This is a genomic window from Pseudomonas nitroreducens (genome assembly GCF_014204515.1).
Classification (GTDB): Bacteria; Pseudomonadota; Gammaproteobacteria; order Pseudomonadales; family Pseudomonadaceae; genus Pseudomonas; species Pseudomonas nitritireducens_A.
This window is the reverse complement of sequence record NZ_JACHLI010000031.1, coordinates 16785-33670: the sequence shown is the minus strand read 5'-3', so window position 1 is coordinate 33670 and position 16886 is coordinate 16785. Positions and strand designations below refer to the sequence as shown.

3 protein-coding genes are annotated in these 16886 nt (G+C 67.6%); 2 read left to right on the top strand and 1 reads right to left on the bottom strand.

The features are described from left to right. Positions 1-28: 28 nt before the first annotated feature. Entirely contained in the window at positions 29-694 is a 666-nt protein-coding gene (locus HNP46_RS27875) for a GntR family transcriptional regulator (protein ID WP_184595512.1), read from the bottom strand. A gap of 664 nt (positions 695-1358) precedes the next feature. On the opposite strand from HNP46_RS27875, the gene mqo reads away from it, so the two are divergent. Together mqo and HNP46_RS27865 are read left to right on the top strand one after the other, a co-directional pair. Further along, a complete protein-coding gene (gene mqo / locus HNP46_RS27870) occupies positions 1359-2993 on the top strand; it encodes a malate dehydrogenase (quinone) (protein ID WP_184595510.1) in 1635 nt (544 codons plus the stop codon). 806 nt (positions 2994-3799) lie between these two features. After that, the gene (locus HNP46_RS27865) at positions 3800-16879 is read left to right on the top strand and encodes an Ig-like domain-containing protein (RefSeq protein ID WP_184595508.1); all 13080 of its coding nucleotides are present in this window, start codon (positions 3800-3802) and stop codon (positions 16877-16879) included. Positions 16880-16886 lie beyond the last annotated feature (7 nt).

The following is a 16886-nucleotide window of genomic DNA, read 5'->3' as shown; positions in this document are numbered from 1 at the left end:
GGGTGGATGGCGCGTGGGTGGCACGCTTTCAGGTGGCTTGCGCCTCCAGAAACTTCGCCAGCGAGGGAATCGTCCCCTCGATGTGGTCGCAGATCACCCGCTCGGCCTCGCGGGCATCGCCCGAGCGCAGGGCATCGAGGATCACCGCGTGCTCCTCGCGGGCGCTCATGGGCTTGTCGACGTGCCGCAGCCACAGGCGCATGTGCGGCTCGATCACCGAGTACAGCGCGGTGATCTGGCGCAGCAGGCGCGGGCGCTTGGCGAGGCTGCAGAGGTACTCGTGGAAGGCGCGGTGGCGGCTGACCCATTCGGCGCTGTCGTCGCGGTAGTCGTCCATCTCGTCGAGCATGCGCTCAAGGCGGGATAGATCGCGGTCCGTCAGTTGCGGCACGGCGATGCGGATGGCCAGGCCTTCCAGGGCGCTGCGCATCTCGAAGACTTCGCGCATCTCCTCGATGTTCAGGCCGCTGACGATGGCGCCGCGGTTCGGCCGCAGGGTCACCAGCCCCTCGGCATCCAGGCGCTTGAAGGCGCCGCGCACCGGCATGCGGCTCATGCCGATCTCGCTGGCGATGTCCTCGGCCACCAGGCGGTCGCCGGTCCTGTAGCGGCCGGTGCAGATGGCCTGCAGGAGGTAGTCGTAGGCCTCGTCTTCGGCGCTCATCGGCGGGCGGGCAGCGGGTACCAGGCGCATGGGGTGTTCCTCGTGGATTTTTGGATCCAATTATCCATGCATGCAATTAAGCAGGTGCCGTGCCAATGATGGCGAAATGATTCAAGTTGGCCGAAATAGAGCAGGCGGGGGCAGAAAGTGTGGAGTCGGAGCCGGTGTGCGATGGGGCGAAACGGTAACGGCAAGGGAGACGAATGCGAGGTCATGGGGCGCTTCGGTAACGATTTGGTGCGCAGCGGGTTTCTCATGGACGTAGGAGCGGACTCCGTCCGCGATCGATCAAACGTCGCTCCGATAAGCGAAGGAAGCACGGCCGGACCATCGCGGACGGAGTCCGCTCCTACGCACGCCGGGAAGCCTGCAGTGAAACAAGACGAAACGGCTTGCAGGCGAACCGGCCAGTCGATAGTTGACTGCCATGGTTGGTGATACAGGCGGCTTTCTATAGAATGCACAAACGTTTCAGCAGACCATGCATTCTTCCAACAACAAAAGCCTCTCTGCGCAGGACGTCCCTCATTCCATCAAGCAGGCCCCAGAGCCGGCGGAGGAGGGAACTGAGTCCCGACTCATCCTCGTCATCTGTCGCCTTGCCCATCGTTCGCGCTTCGTGCGTGGGGCCTGGCCTTCACGCTGAATGACGCTGGTGGGAAAGGCCAAGCCCTAACGACGAGAAATCCTTTCGATGATCAAGAAAGTTAGCGGGCCGCTGCTGGGCCTCGCTCTGGCAGTGAATTGCGCGCCCGCGTTCGCGGAAACCAAGAAAGTCGACGTGCTGCTGATCGGCGGCGGCATCATGAGCACCACCCTGGGCGTCTGGCTCAACGAGCTGGAACCGGGCTGGTCGATGGAGATGGTCGAGCGCCTGGACGGCGTTGCCCAGGAAAGCTCCAACGGCTGGAACAACGCCGGCACCGGCCACTCTGCCCTGGCCGAGCTGAACTACACCCCCGAGGACAAGGACGGCAACGTCACTATCGCCAAGGCGGTGGAGATCAACGAGTCGTTCCAGATCTCCCGGCAGTTCTGGGCCTGGCAGGTGCAGAACGGCGTACTGAAGAACCCGCGCTCGTTCATCAACACCACCCCGCACATGAGCTTCGTCTGGGGCGACGACAACATCGCCTTCCTCAAGAAGCGTTATGAAGCGCTGCAGCAGAGCCCGCTGTTCCGCGGCATGCAGTACTCCGAAGACCCGGCGCAGATCGCCAAGTGGGTGCCGCTGATGATGCAGGGCCGCGACCCTGCGCAGAAGATCGCCGCCACCTGGACGCCCATCGGCACCGACGTGAACTTCGGCGAGATCACCCGCCAGTTCGCCGCGCACCTGCAGAGCCAGCCGAACTTCAGCCTGAAGCTCTCCAGTGAAGTCGAGGACATCACCCGCAACGACGACGGTACCTGGCGCGTCGAGTACAAGAACCTCAAGGACGGCAGCGTCAGCGAGACCGACGCCAGGTTCGTCTTCATCGGCGCCGGCGGCGGCGCGCTGCGTCTGCTGCAGAAATCCGGCATCGAGGAAGCCAAGGAATACGCCGGCTTCCCGGTGGGTGGTTCGTTCCTGGTCACCGAGAACCCGACCATTGCCCAGCAGCACCTGGCCAAGGCTTACGGCAAGGCTTCGGTCGGCGCGCCGCCGATGTCCGTGCCGCACCTGGACACCCGCGTGCTCGACGGCAAGCGCGTGATCCTCTTCGGGCCGTTCGCCACCTTCTCCACCAAGTTCCTCAAGGAAGGTTCGTACCTCGACCTGCTGTCCAGCACCAACACGCACAACTTCTGGCCGATGACCCGCGTGGGCATCGACGAGTACCCGCTGGTGGAATACCTGGCCGGCCAGCTGATGCTCTCCGACGATGACCGCCTCGCCGCCCTGCGCGAGTACTTCCCGGAAGCCAAAGCCGAGGACTGGCGTCTGTGGCAGGCCGGCCAGCGCGTGCAGATCATCAAGCGTGACGCCGACAAGGGCGGCGTGCTGAAGCTCGGCACCGAGATCGTCGCTTCCGCAGACGGCAGCATCGCCGGCCTGCTGGGCGCCTCGCCGGGCGCCTCCACCGCCGCGCCGATCATGCTCAACGTGCTGGAGAAGGTGTTCAAGGACAAGCTCGCCACCCCCGAATGGCAGGCCAAGGTGCACCAGATCGTTCCCAGCTACGGCAGCAAGCTCAACGACAACCCGGAGAAGACCTTCGAGGAGTGGAGCTATACCGCCAAGGTGCTGCAACTGGACCCGCCGCCGGCCATCGAGTCGACAGCGCCAGTGAACTCCGCTACCGCCGCTCCAGTCGTGGAGAAGGCTTCCCGTGATATGGCGCTGTAAGTTGTCTTATTGATCGGGTGTATCCCGAGGCCGGATATCGTCCGCCGGCTTCGGGATCATTCTTCCTCGGTTACAGCGCAGCCTTTCTCCCCAACTTTGGTTTGGCTTCCGTGGCCCCTGGTCATCCTGGTTATTGCCAATCGCCGGACCGCTTTCACTGATATTCCGCTGCCGGATTACTGCAACTAACGGTCCGCGCTGCGAATACTCCGTAGAGCACTTTTTCGCCCGCAATCGCAAGGATTGACCGGGAGCAGGCATCTCGTGCGTTGAGGGGGTGGCTGCAAAGCTACGGATTTACCTGCGCAGCTGCAGGTTGCCCGTTTCAATCTGCCGCTGCGCTCTGGCATGGGGATCGCCGGCAGGATGGCGTTCTGCCATGGCTGACTGGCCCGACAGGAAAGCTCCGATCGAAATATCCGACGAACGGTTATTTTGTAAGCCTTTGCCTACGCCCATGTCAGTTATCGGATATCAGCGCCCCTGTGACTGAATATTGTCATATGGCCCGTCGGACGTTGTGATCCGAATAGAGAATTGCCTGGTGTAAAGTTGAACGCGGGAATGACGCTGCCTCGGCTAGCTGTCAATTAATTGTCGATAAATACTGGATCGTGAAATGCCACGGCTATCTGCCGTTGCGCCAAAGTTTCTGAACTTTCCCGTAATTCCGAGCATTACTACCTTTCTACTAAACCCTTCGTCGAGGTCGATTTTTCGCATTTCCGGCGCACTTCGGAGAAGCTGCTATTTCTTTCAGGCCATAAACAAACAACAACGGTTGTACTGGCCAGAGGGAAGTGAGCATGGCGATCCAGGCGAAGGTCGTGGCGTCTGAAGTGCAGGTGGCCACGGGCACCCAGCAGACGGTCAATGGCAGCATCGTTCTCAACCAGGCGAGCAACGTCGCCCTGAATGTGACCTCCGATGCGGTCGCCAGCTACCAGCAGGTCGGCGCCGATCTGCTGGTCCAGCTCAAGGATGGCGAGACCGTGCGCATCGCCAACTTCTTCGCCGAGGGCCAGCCGCCCAGCCAGCTCTACCTGGTGGACGAGAACGGTGACCTGGTGGTGACCGAACTGGACCAGGTCGCCGCTGACGGCCTGCTGGTACCCACCTATGCCCAGGCGCCAATCGATGCCGGTTTCGAGTCGCTCACCGGTGCCGAAGCGGCCGCCGGAGTGGGAGCCGCTGGGGCCGCCGGTGGCATCGCCGGCCTGGGCGTGGCCGGGACCATCCTGGCCGGCGCAGCGGTGATCGCAGGTGGCGCCGCCATCGCCAGCAGTGGCGGTGGCGGAGGTGGCGGCGGCGGTGGCAGCAGCAACCCGCCCCCCGACCCGGCCAGCGGCGTGACCATCAGCCCGGACGGCACTTCGATCAGCGGACAGGCCAAGCCGGGCAGCACGGTCGAAGTGGACGTCAATGGCGATGGCAAACCCGACTACAGCGCGCCGGTCGATGGCAACGGCCACTTCCAGATCCCGCTCAATCCGCCGCTGAGCAACGGTGAAAACGCTACCGTGACCGTGCGCAATCCCAATGGCGGTTCGTCCAGCAGCGGTGTCAGCGTCACCGCGCCGGACACCAGCGCACCCGGTGCGCCCAGCGATGTGACCCTCTCCGACAATGGCCATACCATCAGCGGCAGCGCCGAACCGGGTTCCACCGTGAAGGTGGATACCAACGGCGATGGCATTGCCGATGCCACCGGTGTCGCCGGTTCCGACGGGCACTTCCAGATCAGCCTGCCAACGCCGGTGAACGACGGCCAGAGTGTCTCGGTAACCGCCACCGATGCGGCCGGCAATACCAGCGCGGCCACCGTGATCAGCGCGCCCGATACCAGCCCGCCGGCTGCCGCCCAGGACCTGGCGATCAGCGCCAACGGCGAAACCCTCAGCGGCGTGGCGGAGGCGGGCAGCTCGCTGTCCATCGACCTGAACAACGACGGCGTGCCTGATCTCACCGTGCAGGTGGGACCGGATGGCCATTTCAGCATCACCCTGAACTCGCCGCTGCCGGCTGGGCAGATCGTGTCGATCATCGTCCGCGACGCCGCCGGCAATGCCAGCCAGATCGCCTATGTCAACGCGCCGAATGCGAACCTGCCAGCTCCGGTGATCGACCCGAGCAACGGCCACCTGCTGCAGGGCACCGGTACCCTGGGCACCACGGTGTACCTGAGCAACGCCCAGGGCACGCTGATCGGCGTTGCCGTGGTCGGTGGCGACGGCCGCTGGAGCGTTACTCCGTTCACGCCGCTGCCAGACGGCACCGTGGTGACGGCGGTCGCCCGCGGCCCGCAGGGCGTCAGTGGGCCCACCAGCATCACGGTAGACGGCGTGGCGCCGCCGGCGCCCACGGTGGAGCTGAGCAACGGCCACAGCCTGTCCGGCACCGCCGAGGCCAATGCCAAGGTGATCATCACCGACGGCAATGGCAATCCCATCGGTCAGGCCACAGCCGACGGCAGCGGCCACTGGAGCTTCGCGCCTTCCTCGCCGCTGGCCAATGGCACCGTGGTGAAAGTGGTGGCCCAGGACGCCGCCGGCAATACCAGCGCGCCGGTGCAGACCACCGTCGATGCCGTGGCGCCCAATGCGCCTACGGTCAACCCGAGCAACGGCGAAGTGTTCAGCGGCAACGCCGAGCCCAATTCCACCGTCCGTCTGCTGGACGGTAATGGCCATCTGATCGGCGAGGCGACCGCCAATGGCAGCGGCCAGTGGAGCTTCACCCCGACCACGCCGCTACCCAACGGCACGCAGATGAACGTCATAGCGATGGACGCCGCCGGCAACGTCAGCCTGCCGACCCCGGTCACCGTCGATTCCAGCATCGTTGCCGCACCGCTGATCGACCCCAGCAATGGGACGCTGATCCAGGGCACCGCTGGCGCCAACCTGACCATCATCCTGCAGGATGCCAACGGCAACCCCATTGGCCAGACCACCTCGGACGGCAGCGGGCACTGGAGCTTCACCCCGGCATCGCCGCTGCCCAACGGCACCGTGGTGAAGGCCATCGCCGAGAATGCTGCGGGGGGCCAGAGCCAGCCTGCGCAGATCACCGTGGATTCCGTGGCCCCGCCGGCGCCGACGGTGGACGCCAGCAATGGCCACCAACTGATCGGTACCGCCGAGGCCAACGCCAAGGTGATCATCACCGACGGTAACGGCAACCCCATCGGCGAGGTCAACGCTGACGGCAACGGTCACTGGAGTTTCACCCCGGGCGCGCCGTTGCCCGATGGCACGGTGGTGAAGGTGGTCGCACAGGACGCGGCCGGCAATACCAGCCAGCCCGCGCAGACCACCGTGGATGCCCAGGCGCCCGCTGCGCCGACTATCGATGCGAGCAACGGCAGTGTGCTCAACGGTACCGCCGAGCCGGGCAGCACCGTGACCCTGACCAATGGGGCAGGGCAGCCCATCGGCCAGGTCACCGCCGATCCGAACACCGGCCACTGGACCTACACCCCGAGCAGCCCGCTGCCCAATGGCAGCGTGGTCAACGCCACCGCCACCGACGCAGCAGGCAATACCAGCGGCGCGGCTACCACCACGGTGGATGCGTCGGTGGTTGCGCCGCCGGTGATCGACCCGAGCAATGGCAGCGTGGTCAGCGGCACTGCCGGGGCCAACCTGACCATCCGCGTGCTCGATGCCAGCGGCAACCTGATCGGTGTGACCCATTCGGACGGCTCCGGCCACTGGAGCTTCACCCTCGGTGCGCCGCTGGCCAACGGCACGGTGGTCAAGGCCACCGCGGTGAATGGCAGCGGTACCGAAAGCCAGGCGGCCCAAGTCACCGTCGACGCCATTGCGCCGGATGCGCCGACCGTGGCAGCCAGCAACGGCCAGGTGCTCAGCGGCACGGCGGAAGCCAATGCCAAGGTGATCATCACCAACGGTGCCGGTGTCGCCATCGGCCAGACCACGGCGGATGGCAGCGGCCACTGGAGCTTCACGCCCAGTGCCGCGCTGGCCAATGGCACCATCGTCAAGGTGGTGGCGCAGGACGCTGCCGGCAACACCAGCGGCGCCGCGCAGACCACTGTGGATGCCCAGGCACCCGGTACGCCGACCATCAATCCGAGCAACGGCGAGCTGTTCAGCGGTAGCGCCGAGGCCGGCGCCACCGTCCTGCTGCTCAACGCTGCCGGCCAGGTGATCGGCCAGACCACTGCCAATGGCAGCGGCCAGTGGCAGTTCAGCTTCAGCTCGCCGCTGCCCAACGGCACGGTGGTGAAAGTCACCGCGACCGACGCCGTGGGCAACGTCAGCCAGCCAGCGCAGGTCACCGTGGATTCGGGTGTCGTCGCGCAACCGGTGCTGGACCCGAGCAACGGCTCGGTCATCAGCGGTACTGCCGGGGCAGGGGTAACGGTCACTCTCACCGACGGCAACGGCAACCCCATCGGCCAGGTCACCGCCGATGGCAGCGGACACTGGAGCTTCACTCCGGGCGTGCCGCTGGCCAATGGCACGGTGATCAATGCAGTGGCTACCAGCGGCTCCGCGCAGAGTGCGACGGTGACCACTACCGTTGACGCTGTGGCGCCACCGGCGCCGGTGGTCAACCTGAGCAATGGCAGCGCCGTGAGCGGCACCGCCGAGGCTGGCGCCAAGGTGATCCTCACCGATGGCAACGGCAACCCGCTGGGCACCGTCACCACCGACGGCAGCGGCCACTGGAGCTTCACTCCGGCAACCGCGCTGCCCAATGGCACTGTGGTCAACGCCGTGTCCCAGGACGCCGCCGGCAACACCAGCGGCCCCGCCAGCGTCATCGTGGATTCCGCAGCGCCGGCCGCTCCGGTGCTCAACGCCAGTAATGGCGTGACCTTCACCGGCACGGCGGAAGCCGGCGCCACGGTGATCCTCAAGGATGCCTCCGGCAACGTGATTGGCCAGGTCACGGCCGACGCAGTGACCGGGCAATGGAGCTTCACGCCGGCCACGCCGCTGGCCAATGGCACCCCGGTATCGGCGGTCGCCGTCGATGCCACCGGTAACCAGAGCGGCCCGGCGAGCACCACGGTGGACAACCAGGCACCCGCCGCGCCGACCATCGACGCCAGCAACGGCAGCGTGCTCGAAGGCAGCGCCGAGGCCAATGCCCGCGTGACCCTCACCGACGGTGCCGGCAACCCCATCGGCCAGGTCACCGCCGACGGCAGCGGCCACTGGAGCTTCACCCCCGCCAGCCCGCTGGACAACGGCACCCAGGTGCGCGCCACGGCCACCGACGCCGCCGGCAACACCAGCCAGCCGGCGCAGACCGTGGTGGACTCGCAGCCGCCGGGCATGGCCGATCCCGACCCGAGCAACGGCGACCAGGTCTCGGGCACCGCCGAGCCGGGCAGTACCGTGATGATCTTCGACGCCCAGGGCGACTGGCTGGGCGATGCGGCGGTGGGTAGCAACGGCGTCTGGACCTTCACCTTTGCCCAACGCCTGCCCAGCGGCTTCGTGCTGCACTTCGTGGTGCGCGATGCGGCCGGCAACACCGGGGCGGAGAGCACCACCACGGTGGACAACAGCCTTACCGCGCCACCGAACCCGACACCGAGCAACGGCGAAACCATCAGCGGTACCGCCGCGCCGAACCACGAGATCATTGTCAGTGACAGCAATGGCAACGTGATCGGCCAGACCACCGCCGATGGCGATGGCCACTGGACGGTCACCCCCGATTCGCCGCTGCCCGACGGCACCCAGTACCAGGTGGTCGCGGTCGACCCGTCGAACGGCCAGCAGAGCGTGCCGGTCAATGGCACGGTGGACGCCGTCGCGCCGCCGCCGCCCAGCGTCAACGGCAGCACCGGCGCCAGCCTGAGCGGCAGCGCCGAGGCCGGCTCGACAGTGAACCTCACCGATGGCAACGGCAACCCCATCGGCCAGACCACGGCCAATGGCAGCGGCCAGTGGACTTACACGCCCGCCGCGCCGCTGCCTGACGGCACCGTGGTTAACGTCACCGCCACCGATGCAGCGGGCAACACCAGCCCCATTGCCAGTACCACGGTGGACTCGGTGCCGCCGCCGACGCCGGTGATCGATCCGAGCAACGGCCAGCTGTTCACCGGCACCGCCGAGGTGGGCGCCACCGTGATCCTGCGCGATGCGGGCGGCAACGTGATCGGCCAGGTGACCGCCGACGGCAGCGGCCACTGGAGCTTCGCGCCGCAGCCGGCGCTGCCCAACGGCACGCAGATTTCGGCGCAGGCGGTGGACGCCGCCGGCAACTCCAGCATCACGGCGGCCGTCACCGTGGATGCCCAGCCGCCGGCTGCGCCGGTGGTCACCCCCAGCTCCGGTACGGAGTTGGGTGGCACCGCCGAGCCCAACGCCCAGGTGGTGGTGATCTCCGCCAACGGCCAGGTGATCGCTGAAGTCCCGGTGGGCGCCAACGGCACCTGGAGTTACACGCCCAGCAGCCCGCTGCCCGACGGCACGACGCTGAGCATCGTCGCGGTGGACTCGGCGGGTAACCGCAGCGGCACCACCACGGTGACCGTGGACAGCACGCCGCCGGCCGACCCGGTGGTGAATCCCAGCAATGGCACCAGCATCAGCGGCACCGCGGAGCCGGGCAGCACCGTCACCGTGACCGATGGCAATGGCAACCCGGTCGGCCAAACCACGGCCGATGGCAGCGGCCATTGGAGCATCACCCCGGCAACACCGTTGCCCAATGGCACCGGCGTGACCGTGGTGGCGACCGATGCCGCCGGCAACCCCAGCAACGGCACCAGCACCATCGTCGACAGCACCGCGCCCACGGCGCCGGTGGCAGCACCCAGCAACGGCGCCGTCATTACCGGCACCGGGGAGGAGGGCAGCACGCTGGTGTTCACCGACGCTGCCGGCAACTCCCTTGGCCAACTGGTGGTCGGAGCGGGCGGCAACTGGACCTTCACCCCCAACCAGGCATTGGCCGACGGCACCGTGGTGACCATCGTCGCCCGTGACGCCGCCGGCAACCAGGCTGCGCCGGTGCAACTCACCGTCGACGCCGCAGCGCCCACCACGCCGACCCTCGATCCGAGCAATGGCACGGTGCTCGGCGGTACTGGCGAGATCGGCAGCACCGTCATCGTCAGCGTCGGCGGCAGCGAAGTGGCGCGCGTGGTGGTGGACCAGAACGGCCACTGGAGCTACACGCCGGGCGCCCCGCTGGCCAACGGCAGCGCCATCTCGGTGCAGGCCACCGACGCCGCCGGCAATACCACGCCGGTGGTCAATGGCAGCGTCGACAGCCTCGCGCCGCCCGCTCCGCAGATCGACCCGAGCGCCGGCAGCACCTTCAGCGGCACCGGCGAGGCTGGCGCCACGGTGATCCTCAGTGGGCCCGGCGGCGAGATCGGCCGCGCGGTGGTCAACGCCGATGGCCACTGGACCTTCACCAGCGCCTCGCCGATCGCCAATGGCGCATCCGTCACCGCGGTGGCGCAGGATGCCGCCGGCAATACCAGTGGCAGCGCCAGTGTGGTGATCGACTCGACGCCGCCGATCACCCCGACCATCGACCCGAGCAACGGCATCGAACTGCACGGCACCGCCGAGATCGGCAGCACCATCACCCTGGTGTACGCCAATAACGTGCTGATCGGCCAGGCGACCACCGATGGCAGTGGCAACTGGACCTTCGTGCCGAACCCGCCGCTGGCCGATGGCACCCGCATCGACGTGGTCGCCCAGGATGCGGCAGGCAACGCCAGCCCGGTGGCCTCGATCGTCATCGACGCGGTGGCACCGCCGGCGCCCGTGGTCGCGCCGAGCAACGGCAGCGCACTCAGCGGCACGGCCGAGGCCGGCAGCACGGTGATCGTCAGCCTTGGCGGCGTCGAACTGGGCCGCGTCCAGGCCGATACCAATGGCAGCTGGACGCTCACACCCTCACCGCAGCCAGGCAATGGCGACCAGTTGCAGGTGGTGGCCGAGGATGCCGCCGGTAACGTCAGCGTCGCCACGCCGGTCACCATCGATGCGCTTCCTCCGCCCGCACCCAGCATCAGCGTCAGCAATGGCGAAGTGCTGACCGGCACAGCGGAGGCGGGCAGCACGGTGCTGCTCTCCGATGGCAATGGCAACCCCATCGGCCAGGCGACCGCTGATGGCAACGGGCACTGGAGCTTCACCCCCGGCAGCGTTCTGGGCAACGGCAGCGAGGTGGTGGCGGTGGCCCGCGATGCGGCGGGCAACGTCAGCACGCCGGCCGTCACGGTCATCGACAGCACGCTGCCGAGCGCGCCGATCATCGATCCCAGCAACGGCACCCTTATCAGCGGGACCGCCGAGGCCAACGCGCTGGTGCGGATTCTCGACAGCAACGGCGCAACGCTGTTCGAGACCAATGCTGATGCATCCGGCCACTGGGCCTGGCTGCCCACGATACCGTTGGCCAACGGCACGCAGATATCCGCCGTCGTGGTGGAAGGTGCGCTGGTCAGTGGCGAGACGTCCATCACCGTCGACGCCGTGGCGCCGAACGCGCCGACCATCGAGCCGAGCAATGGCCAGGTCCTCAGCGGCAGCGCCGAAGCGAGCAGTACGCTGATCCTCACCGACGGCAGCGGCAACCCGATCGGCCAGGTCAGTGTCGATGCCAGCGGCCACTGGAGCTTCACCCCTGCCACCGCACTGGCCAACGGCACAGTGGTCAATGCCGTGGCGGTGGATGCCGCCGGCAACGCCAGCGCGTCGGCCACGGCAGTCGTCGACGCCGTGGCGCCGGCCAACCCGCAGATCAACGCGAGCAATGGCAATGTCGTGACCGGCACTGCCGAGGGCGGCGCCACGGTCATTCTCACCGACGGCAACGGCAACCTCATCGGCAAGGTGGTCGCCGATGCCAGCACCGGCCAGTGGAGCTTCACCGCGAACCCGCCGCTGCTCGGCGGAACCACGGTGAACGCGGTGGCGCAGGATGCCGCCGGCAACACCAGCGGCCCGGCCAGCACGCTGGTGGACACCACCGCACCGACCACGCCGACCATCCTGCCCAGCAACGGCGCAGTGCTCAGCGGCACCGGCGAGATCGGTTCGAGCATCGTGCTCACCGATGGCAACGGCAACCCCATCGGCCAGGTCACCGTCGATGGCAACGGCAAGTGGAGCTTCACGCCCGCCGCGCCGCTGGCCAATGGCACCCAGGTCAACGCGATGTCGGTGGATGCCGCCGGCAACCAGAGTTCTTCGGTCAACACCCTGGTGGACAACAGCGCCCCGGCGAACCCGACCATCAACCTGAGCAACGGCACGCTGCTTACCGGCAGTGCCGAAGCCGGCTCGCTGGTGCTGCTCAGCGACGGCAATGGCAACGCCATCGGCCAGGTGCGCGCCGACAGCAATGGCGCCTGGAGTCTGGCGGTCAGCCCGGCGCTGGCCAATGGCACGGTGGTCAACGCCGTCGCCAAGGATGCCGCCGGCAACACCAGCGGCAGTGTCAGCACCACCATCGATTCGGTGGCGCCGCCGCCGCCGACCATCGCCGCCAGTAATGGCACCGAGCTGCACGGTACTGCCGAGAACAACGCCACCGTGCTGCTCACCGACAGCAACGGTAATGTGATCGGCCAGACCACCGCCAATGGCAGCGGCGCCTGGAGCTTCACGCCGACCAGCCCGCTGGCCAACGGCACCGTGGTCAACGCCGTGGCGCGTGACGCTACCGGCAACACCAGCGGTGCGGTCAACACCACCATCGACAATGTCGCGCCCAACCCGCCGACCATCAACCCGAGCAATGGCACGGTCCTGGCCGGCACTGCCGAAGCCAACGCCACCGTCATCCTCACCGATGGCAACGGCAATCCCATCGGCCAGGTCACGGCTGACAGCGCCGGGCGCTGGAGTTTCACGCCGGGCAGCCAGCTGGCCAACGGCACCCTGGTCAATGCCGTGGCGCGGGACGCCGCCGGCAACTCCAGTGGTGCGGCCAGCACCACCGTGGATTCGGTCGCGCCGCCGCAGCCGACCATCAACCCCACCAACGGCGCGCACCTGCTCGGCACTGCCGAAGCCGGCTCCACCGTCATCCTCACCGATGGCAACGGTAACGCCATCGGCCAGGTGACCGCCGACGGTACCGGCCACTGGACCTTCAACCCGGCCACGGCGCTGGCCAATGGCACCACGGTCAATGTCGTCGCGCGGGATGCCGCCGGCAACACCAGCCTCTCGGCCTCCACCGTGGTCGACAGCGTCGCGCCGCCGACGCCGACCATCCAGCCCAGCAATGGCACTGCCCTGGCCGGCACCGGCGAGATCAACGCGACGATCATCCTGCGCGACGGCAACGGCAACCTGATCGGCACCGCCCAGGTCGATGGCACCGGCCACTGGCAGTTCGCGCCAAGTCCGGCGCTGGCCAACGGCACCACGGTGAACGCCGTGGCCCAGGACGCTGCCGGCAACACCAGCGGCCCGGCCAGCACCGTGGTCGACGCCCTGGCGCCCAATCCGCCGGTCGTCGACCCGTGCAATGGCTCGATCATCAGCGGCACTGCGGAAGCCAATGCTTCGATAACCCTCAAGGTGGGCAGCGTCGTGATTGCGGCGATCACCGCGGACGCCAGCGGGCACTGGAGCTTCACGCCCGGTACGGCGCTGGGGGATGGTGTTCAGGTCAGCGTCACGGCGGCCGATGCCGCCGGTAACGTCAGCGGCGTGACCAATGTCGTCGTCGACGCCATCGCTCCGCTGGTGCCGACGCTGATGGCCAGCGATGGCGCGGTGTTCGCCGGTACCGCGGAAGCCAACTCGACGATCATCCTGCGCGTGGGCGCCACCGTCCTGGCTGAAGTGAAGGTCGACGCCAACGGCAACTGGCAGTACGTCCCCAGCGTCGCAGTCGCCGATGGCCTGCAGGTCTCGGTCAGCGCGCGGGATGCCGCCGGTAACGTCGGGCCTTCGGTCAGCGTGGTGGTGGACAGCGAGCTGCCGGCCATCCCGGTGATCACGCCGAGCAACGGCACGGTCATCAGCGGCACTGCCGAAGCCAACGCCACCATCCTCATCACCAACAGCCTTGGCGCGCCCATCGGCCAGGTCGTTGCCGGCGTGGACGGCAGCTGGAGCTTCACGCCCGGCACGCCGCTGGCCAACGGCACCGTGCTGAACGTGGTGGCCCGCGATGGCAGCGGCAACCTCAGTGCCGCCGCAGTCATGGTGATCGACTCCGTGGCGCCTACCGTGCCGGTGGTGACACCGAGCAACGGCAGCGCCCTGGCCGGTACCGCCGAGGCCGGCGCCAGCGTGATCCTCAGCGTGGCTGGCGTGCCCATCGCCACGGTTACCGCCGATGCCAGCGGGCACTGGAGCTACACCCCTGGCACGGCGCTGCTCAATGGCGTGGTGGTCAGCGTGGTGGCCAGGGACGCGGCAGGCAACACCAGCGTCGCCGCCAGCGTCACCGTGGACCGCATCCCGCCGAACACCCCCATCGTCGCTGCCAGCAATGGCGTCACCTTCAGCGGTACGGCCGAGGCCAATTCGACGGTGATCATCAGTGGTGCCAATGGCGCGCTGCTCGGTCAGGTCACTGCCGGCGCCAATGGCGCCTGGACCTTCACCCCGACTACCCCGATCGCCAACGGCGTGGTGGTCAGCGTGGTGGCCAAGGACGCCGCCGGCAACGTCAGCGTGGTCGCCGCCACCACCACCGTGGATGCCGTCGCGCCGCCGCTGCCGGTGATCAATCCGAGCAATGGCACGCTGCTGGCCGGTACCGCGGAGGCGGGCGCCACCGTGATCCTCAGCGTGGGCGGTACCGTGATCGGCCAGGTGACGGCCAACGCCCTCGGGCAATGGAGCTTCACCCCCGGCAGCGCGCTGGCCAACAACACCCAGGTCAGCGTGGTGGCCCGCGATGCCGTGGGCAACACCAGCGTCGCCGCCAGCGTCACGGTGGATGCCGTGGCGCCGACCGCACCGGTGGTCTCGCCGAGCAATGGCAGCGTGCTCAGTGGCACCGCGGAGATCGGCTCGACAGTCATCCTCAAGGTCGGTGGCGCGATCATCGCCCAGGTCACCGCCGACGCCACCGGGCACTGGAGCTTCGCGCCGGGCACGGCGCTGGCCAACAACACCCAGGTCAGCGTCACCGCCAAGGACGCCGCCGGCAATGTCAGCGTCGCCACCACCGTCAGTGTGGACAGCGTGGCGCCGGTCGCCCCCAGCGGCCTGAGCGTCAACGCCAGCGGTACTGTGCTCACCGGCATCGCCGAAGCCAACAGCACGGTGAAGGTGATCATTAACGGCGACAGCGCCAACCCGATCACCGTGCAGGCCAACGGCAGCGGCAACTTCACCGTCAACCTCAGCCCGGCGCTGACCGCCGGGCAGCTGCTCACGGTCAACGCCTCGGACGCCGCCGGCAACGTCGGCACGGCGATCCAGATCCAGGCGCCGGACCTCACCCGGCCGGTCCTGACCATCGCCGAAGCCGCCGACGGCTACATCAACAAGGCCGAGCTGGCCGACGGCATCCAGGTGCGCGTCGGGCTGACCGCCGGGGCGCGGGCAGGGCAGACCCTGACCCTGACCTACAACGGCCCCGGCGGCTACACCTACAGCCAGGGCCACGTGCTCACCGCGGCGGAAATCCTCGCCGGGGTGGCGCTGATCACGGTGCTGCCAACAGCGGGAGTCGGAGTGATCCCGCAGGGCGCGGCGACCATCACCGCCGACGTCAATGGCGGCCTGACTGCCGTGCCGGCCGGCTTCACCCTCGACACCATTGCCCCGGCCAACCCGGTGCTGTCGCTGGTAGGCAACCTGCTGACCATCGCTGCCGAGCCCAGCAGCACCCTGCTGGTGGACGCCAAGCTGCTCGGGCTGGTCTCGCACACCGAGGTATCGGCGAACAATGCCGGCCTAGCGTCCCTTGACCTGCTCAGCGGGCTGGCCACCACCATGAGCTGGGACCAACTGCTGGATGCCAGCGTCACCGTCGGCGCCCGCGACGCCGCGGGAAACGTTGGCAACCTGGTGGGCATCAACCTGGAGAACGTGCTGACCCAGAACACCGTCACCATCGGCAACCTCGGTCTTGCCGTCGGCCTGTTGCCGCCGGTGCTGGGGCTCAGTGGCACGGCCATCGCCGGTGGCAGCCTGGGCGTAGAGATCATCACGCCACTGCTCAACGTCGCACTGCACCCGATCGTCGACAGCACCGGTCACTTCACCATCAACCTGCTGGCACCGGACCTGCTGGCGCAACTGGGCTTGTCGGTCACCCAACTGCTCAACCTGGGCAGCCAGTTGAGCATCAACCTGATCGCCTACGACGCCGCCGGCCATGCCAGCGCGACCTATGGCATCTCGCTGACCGGATCCGGCCTCAGCCTGGCGCTGGGCGAGATCAGCGTCACCGGTACCGCCGGCGCCGATGTGCTGATGGGCACCAGCGGCACCGAGCACTTCTACGGCAACGCCGGGGCGGACCTGTTCCTCCACGTGGGCACGGGCGACATCGTCCAGGCCGGCGACGGCAACGACACCATCCAGTTGCAGTCGACCACCTTCAAGAGCGTCGACGGCGGTGCGGGCTTCGACACGGTGATCCTCGACAGCGGCATCAACCTGACCTACGGCTCGCTGTTCACCGGGACCATGACCAACATCGAACGGATCAGCCTGGGCAAGGGCGATGCCGCGCCCAGCAGCCTGACCCTGACCGCCGCCCAGGTGGATGCGGTCACCGATGCCAACAACGTCCTGCAGATCACCGGCGACACCAATGACACGCTCACGGTGAAAGGGGCGGTGGACACTGGCGTCAACCAGCTGCATGGCGGTGTCAGCTACGACGTCTATACCTTTGGCAACACCACGCTGCTGGTGGAGGAGAACACCGTCCACGTCGTCGTGTCCTGAACAAGGA

Coding starts and splice junctions, on each gene's coding strand:
- HNP46_RS27875 (WP_184595512.1), bottom strand. CDS start 694: ATGCGCCTGGTACCCGCTGCCCGCCCGCCGATGAGCGCCGAAGACGAG.
- mqo (WP_184595510.1), top strand. CDS start 1,359: ATGATCAAGAAAGTTAGCGGGCCGCTGCTGGGCCTCGCTCTGGCAGTG.
- HNP46_RS27865 (WP_184595508.1), top strand. CDS start 3,800: ATGGCGATCCAGGCGAAGGTCGTGGCGTCTGAAGTGCAGGTGGCCACG.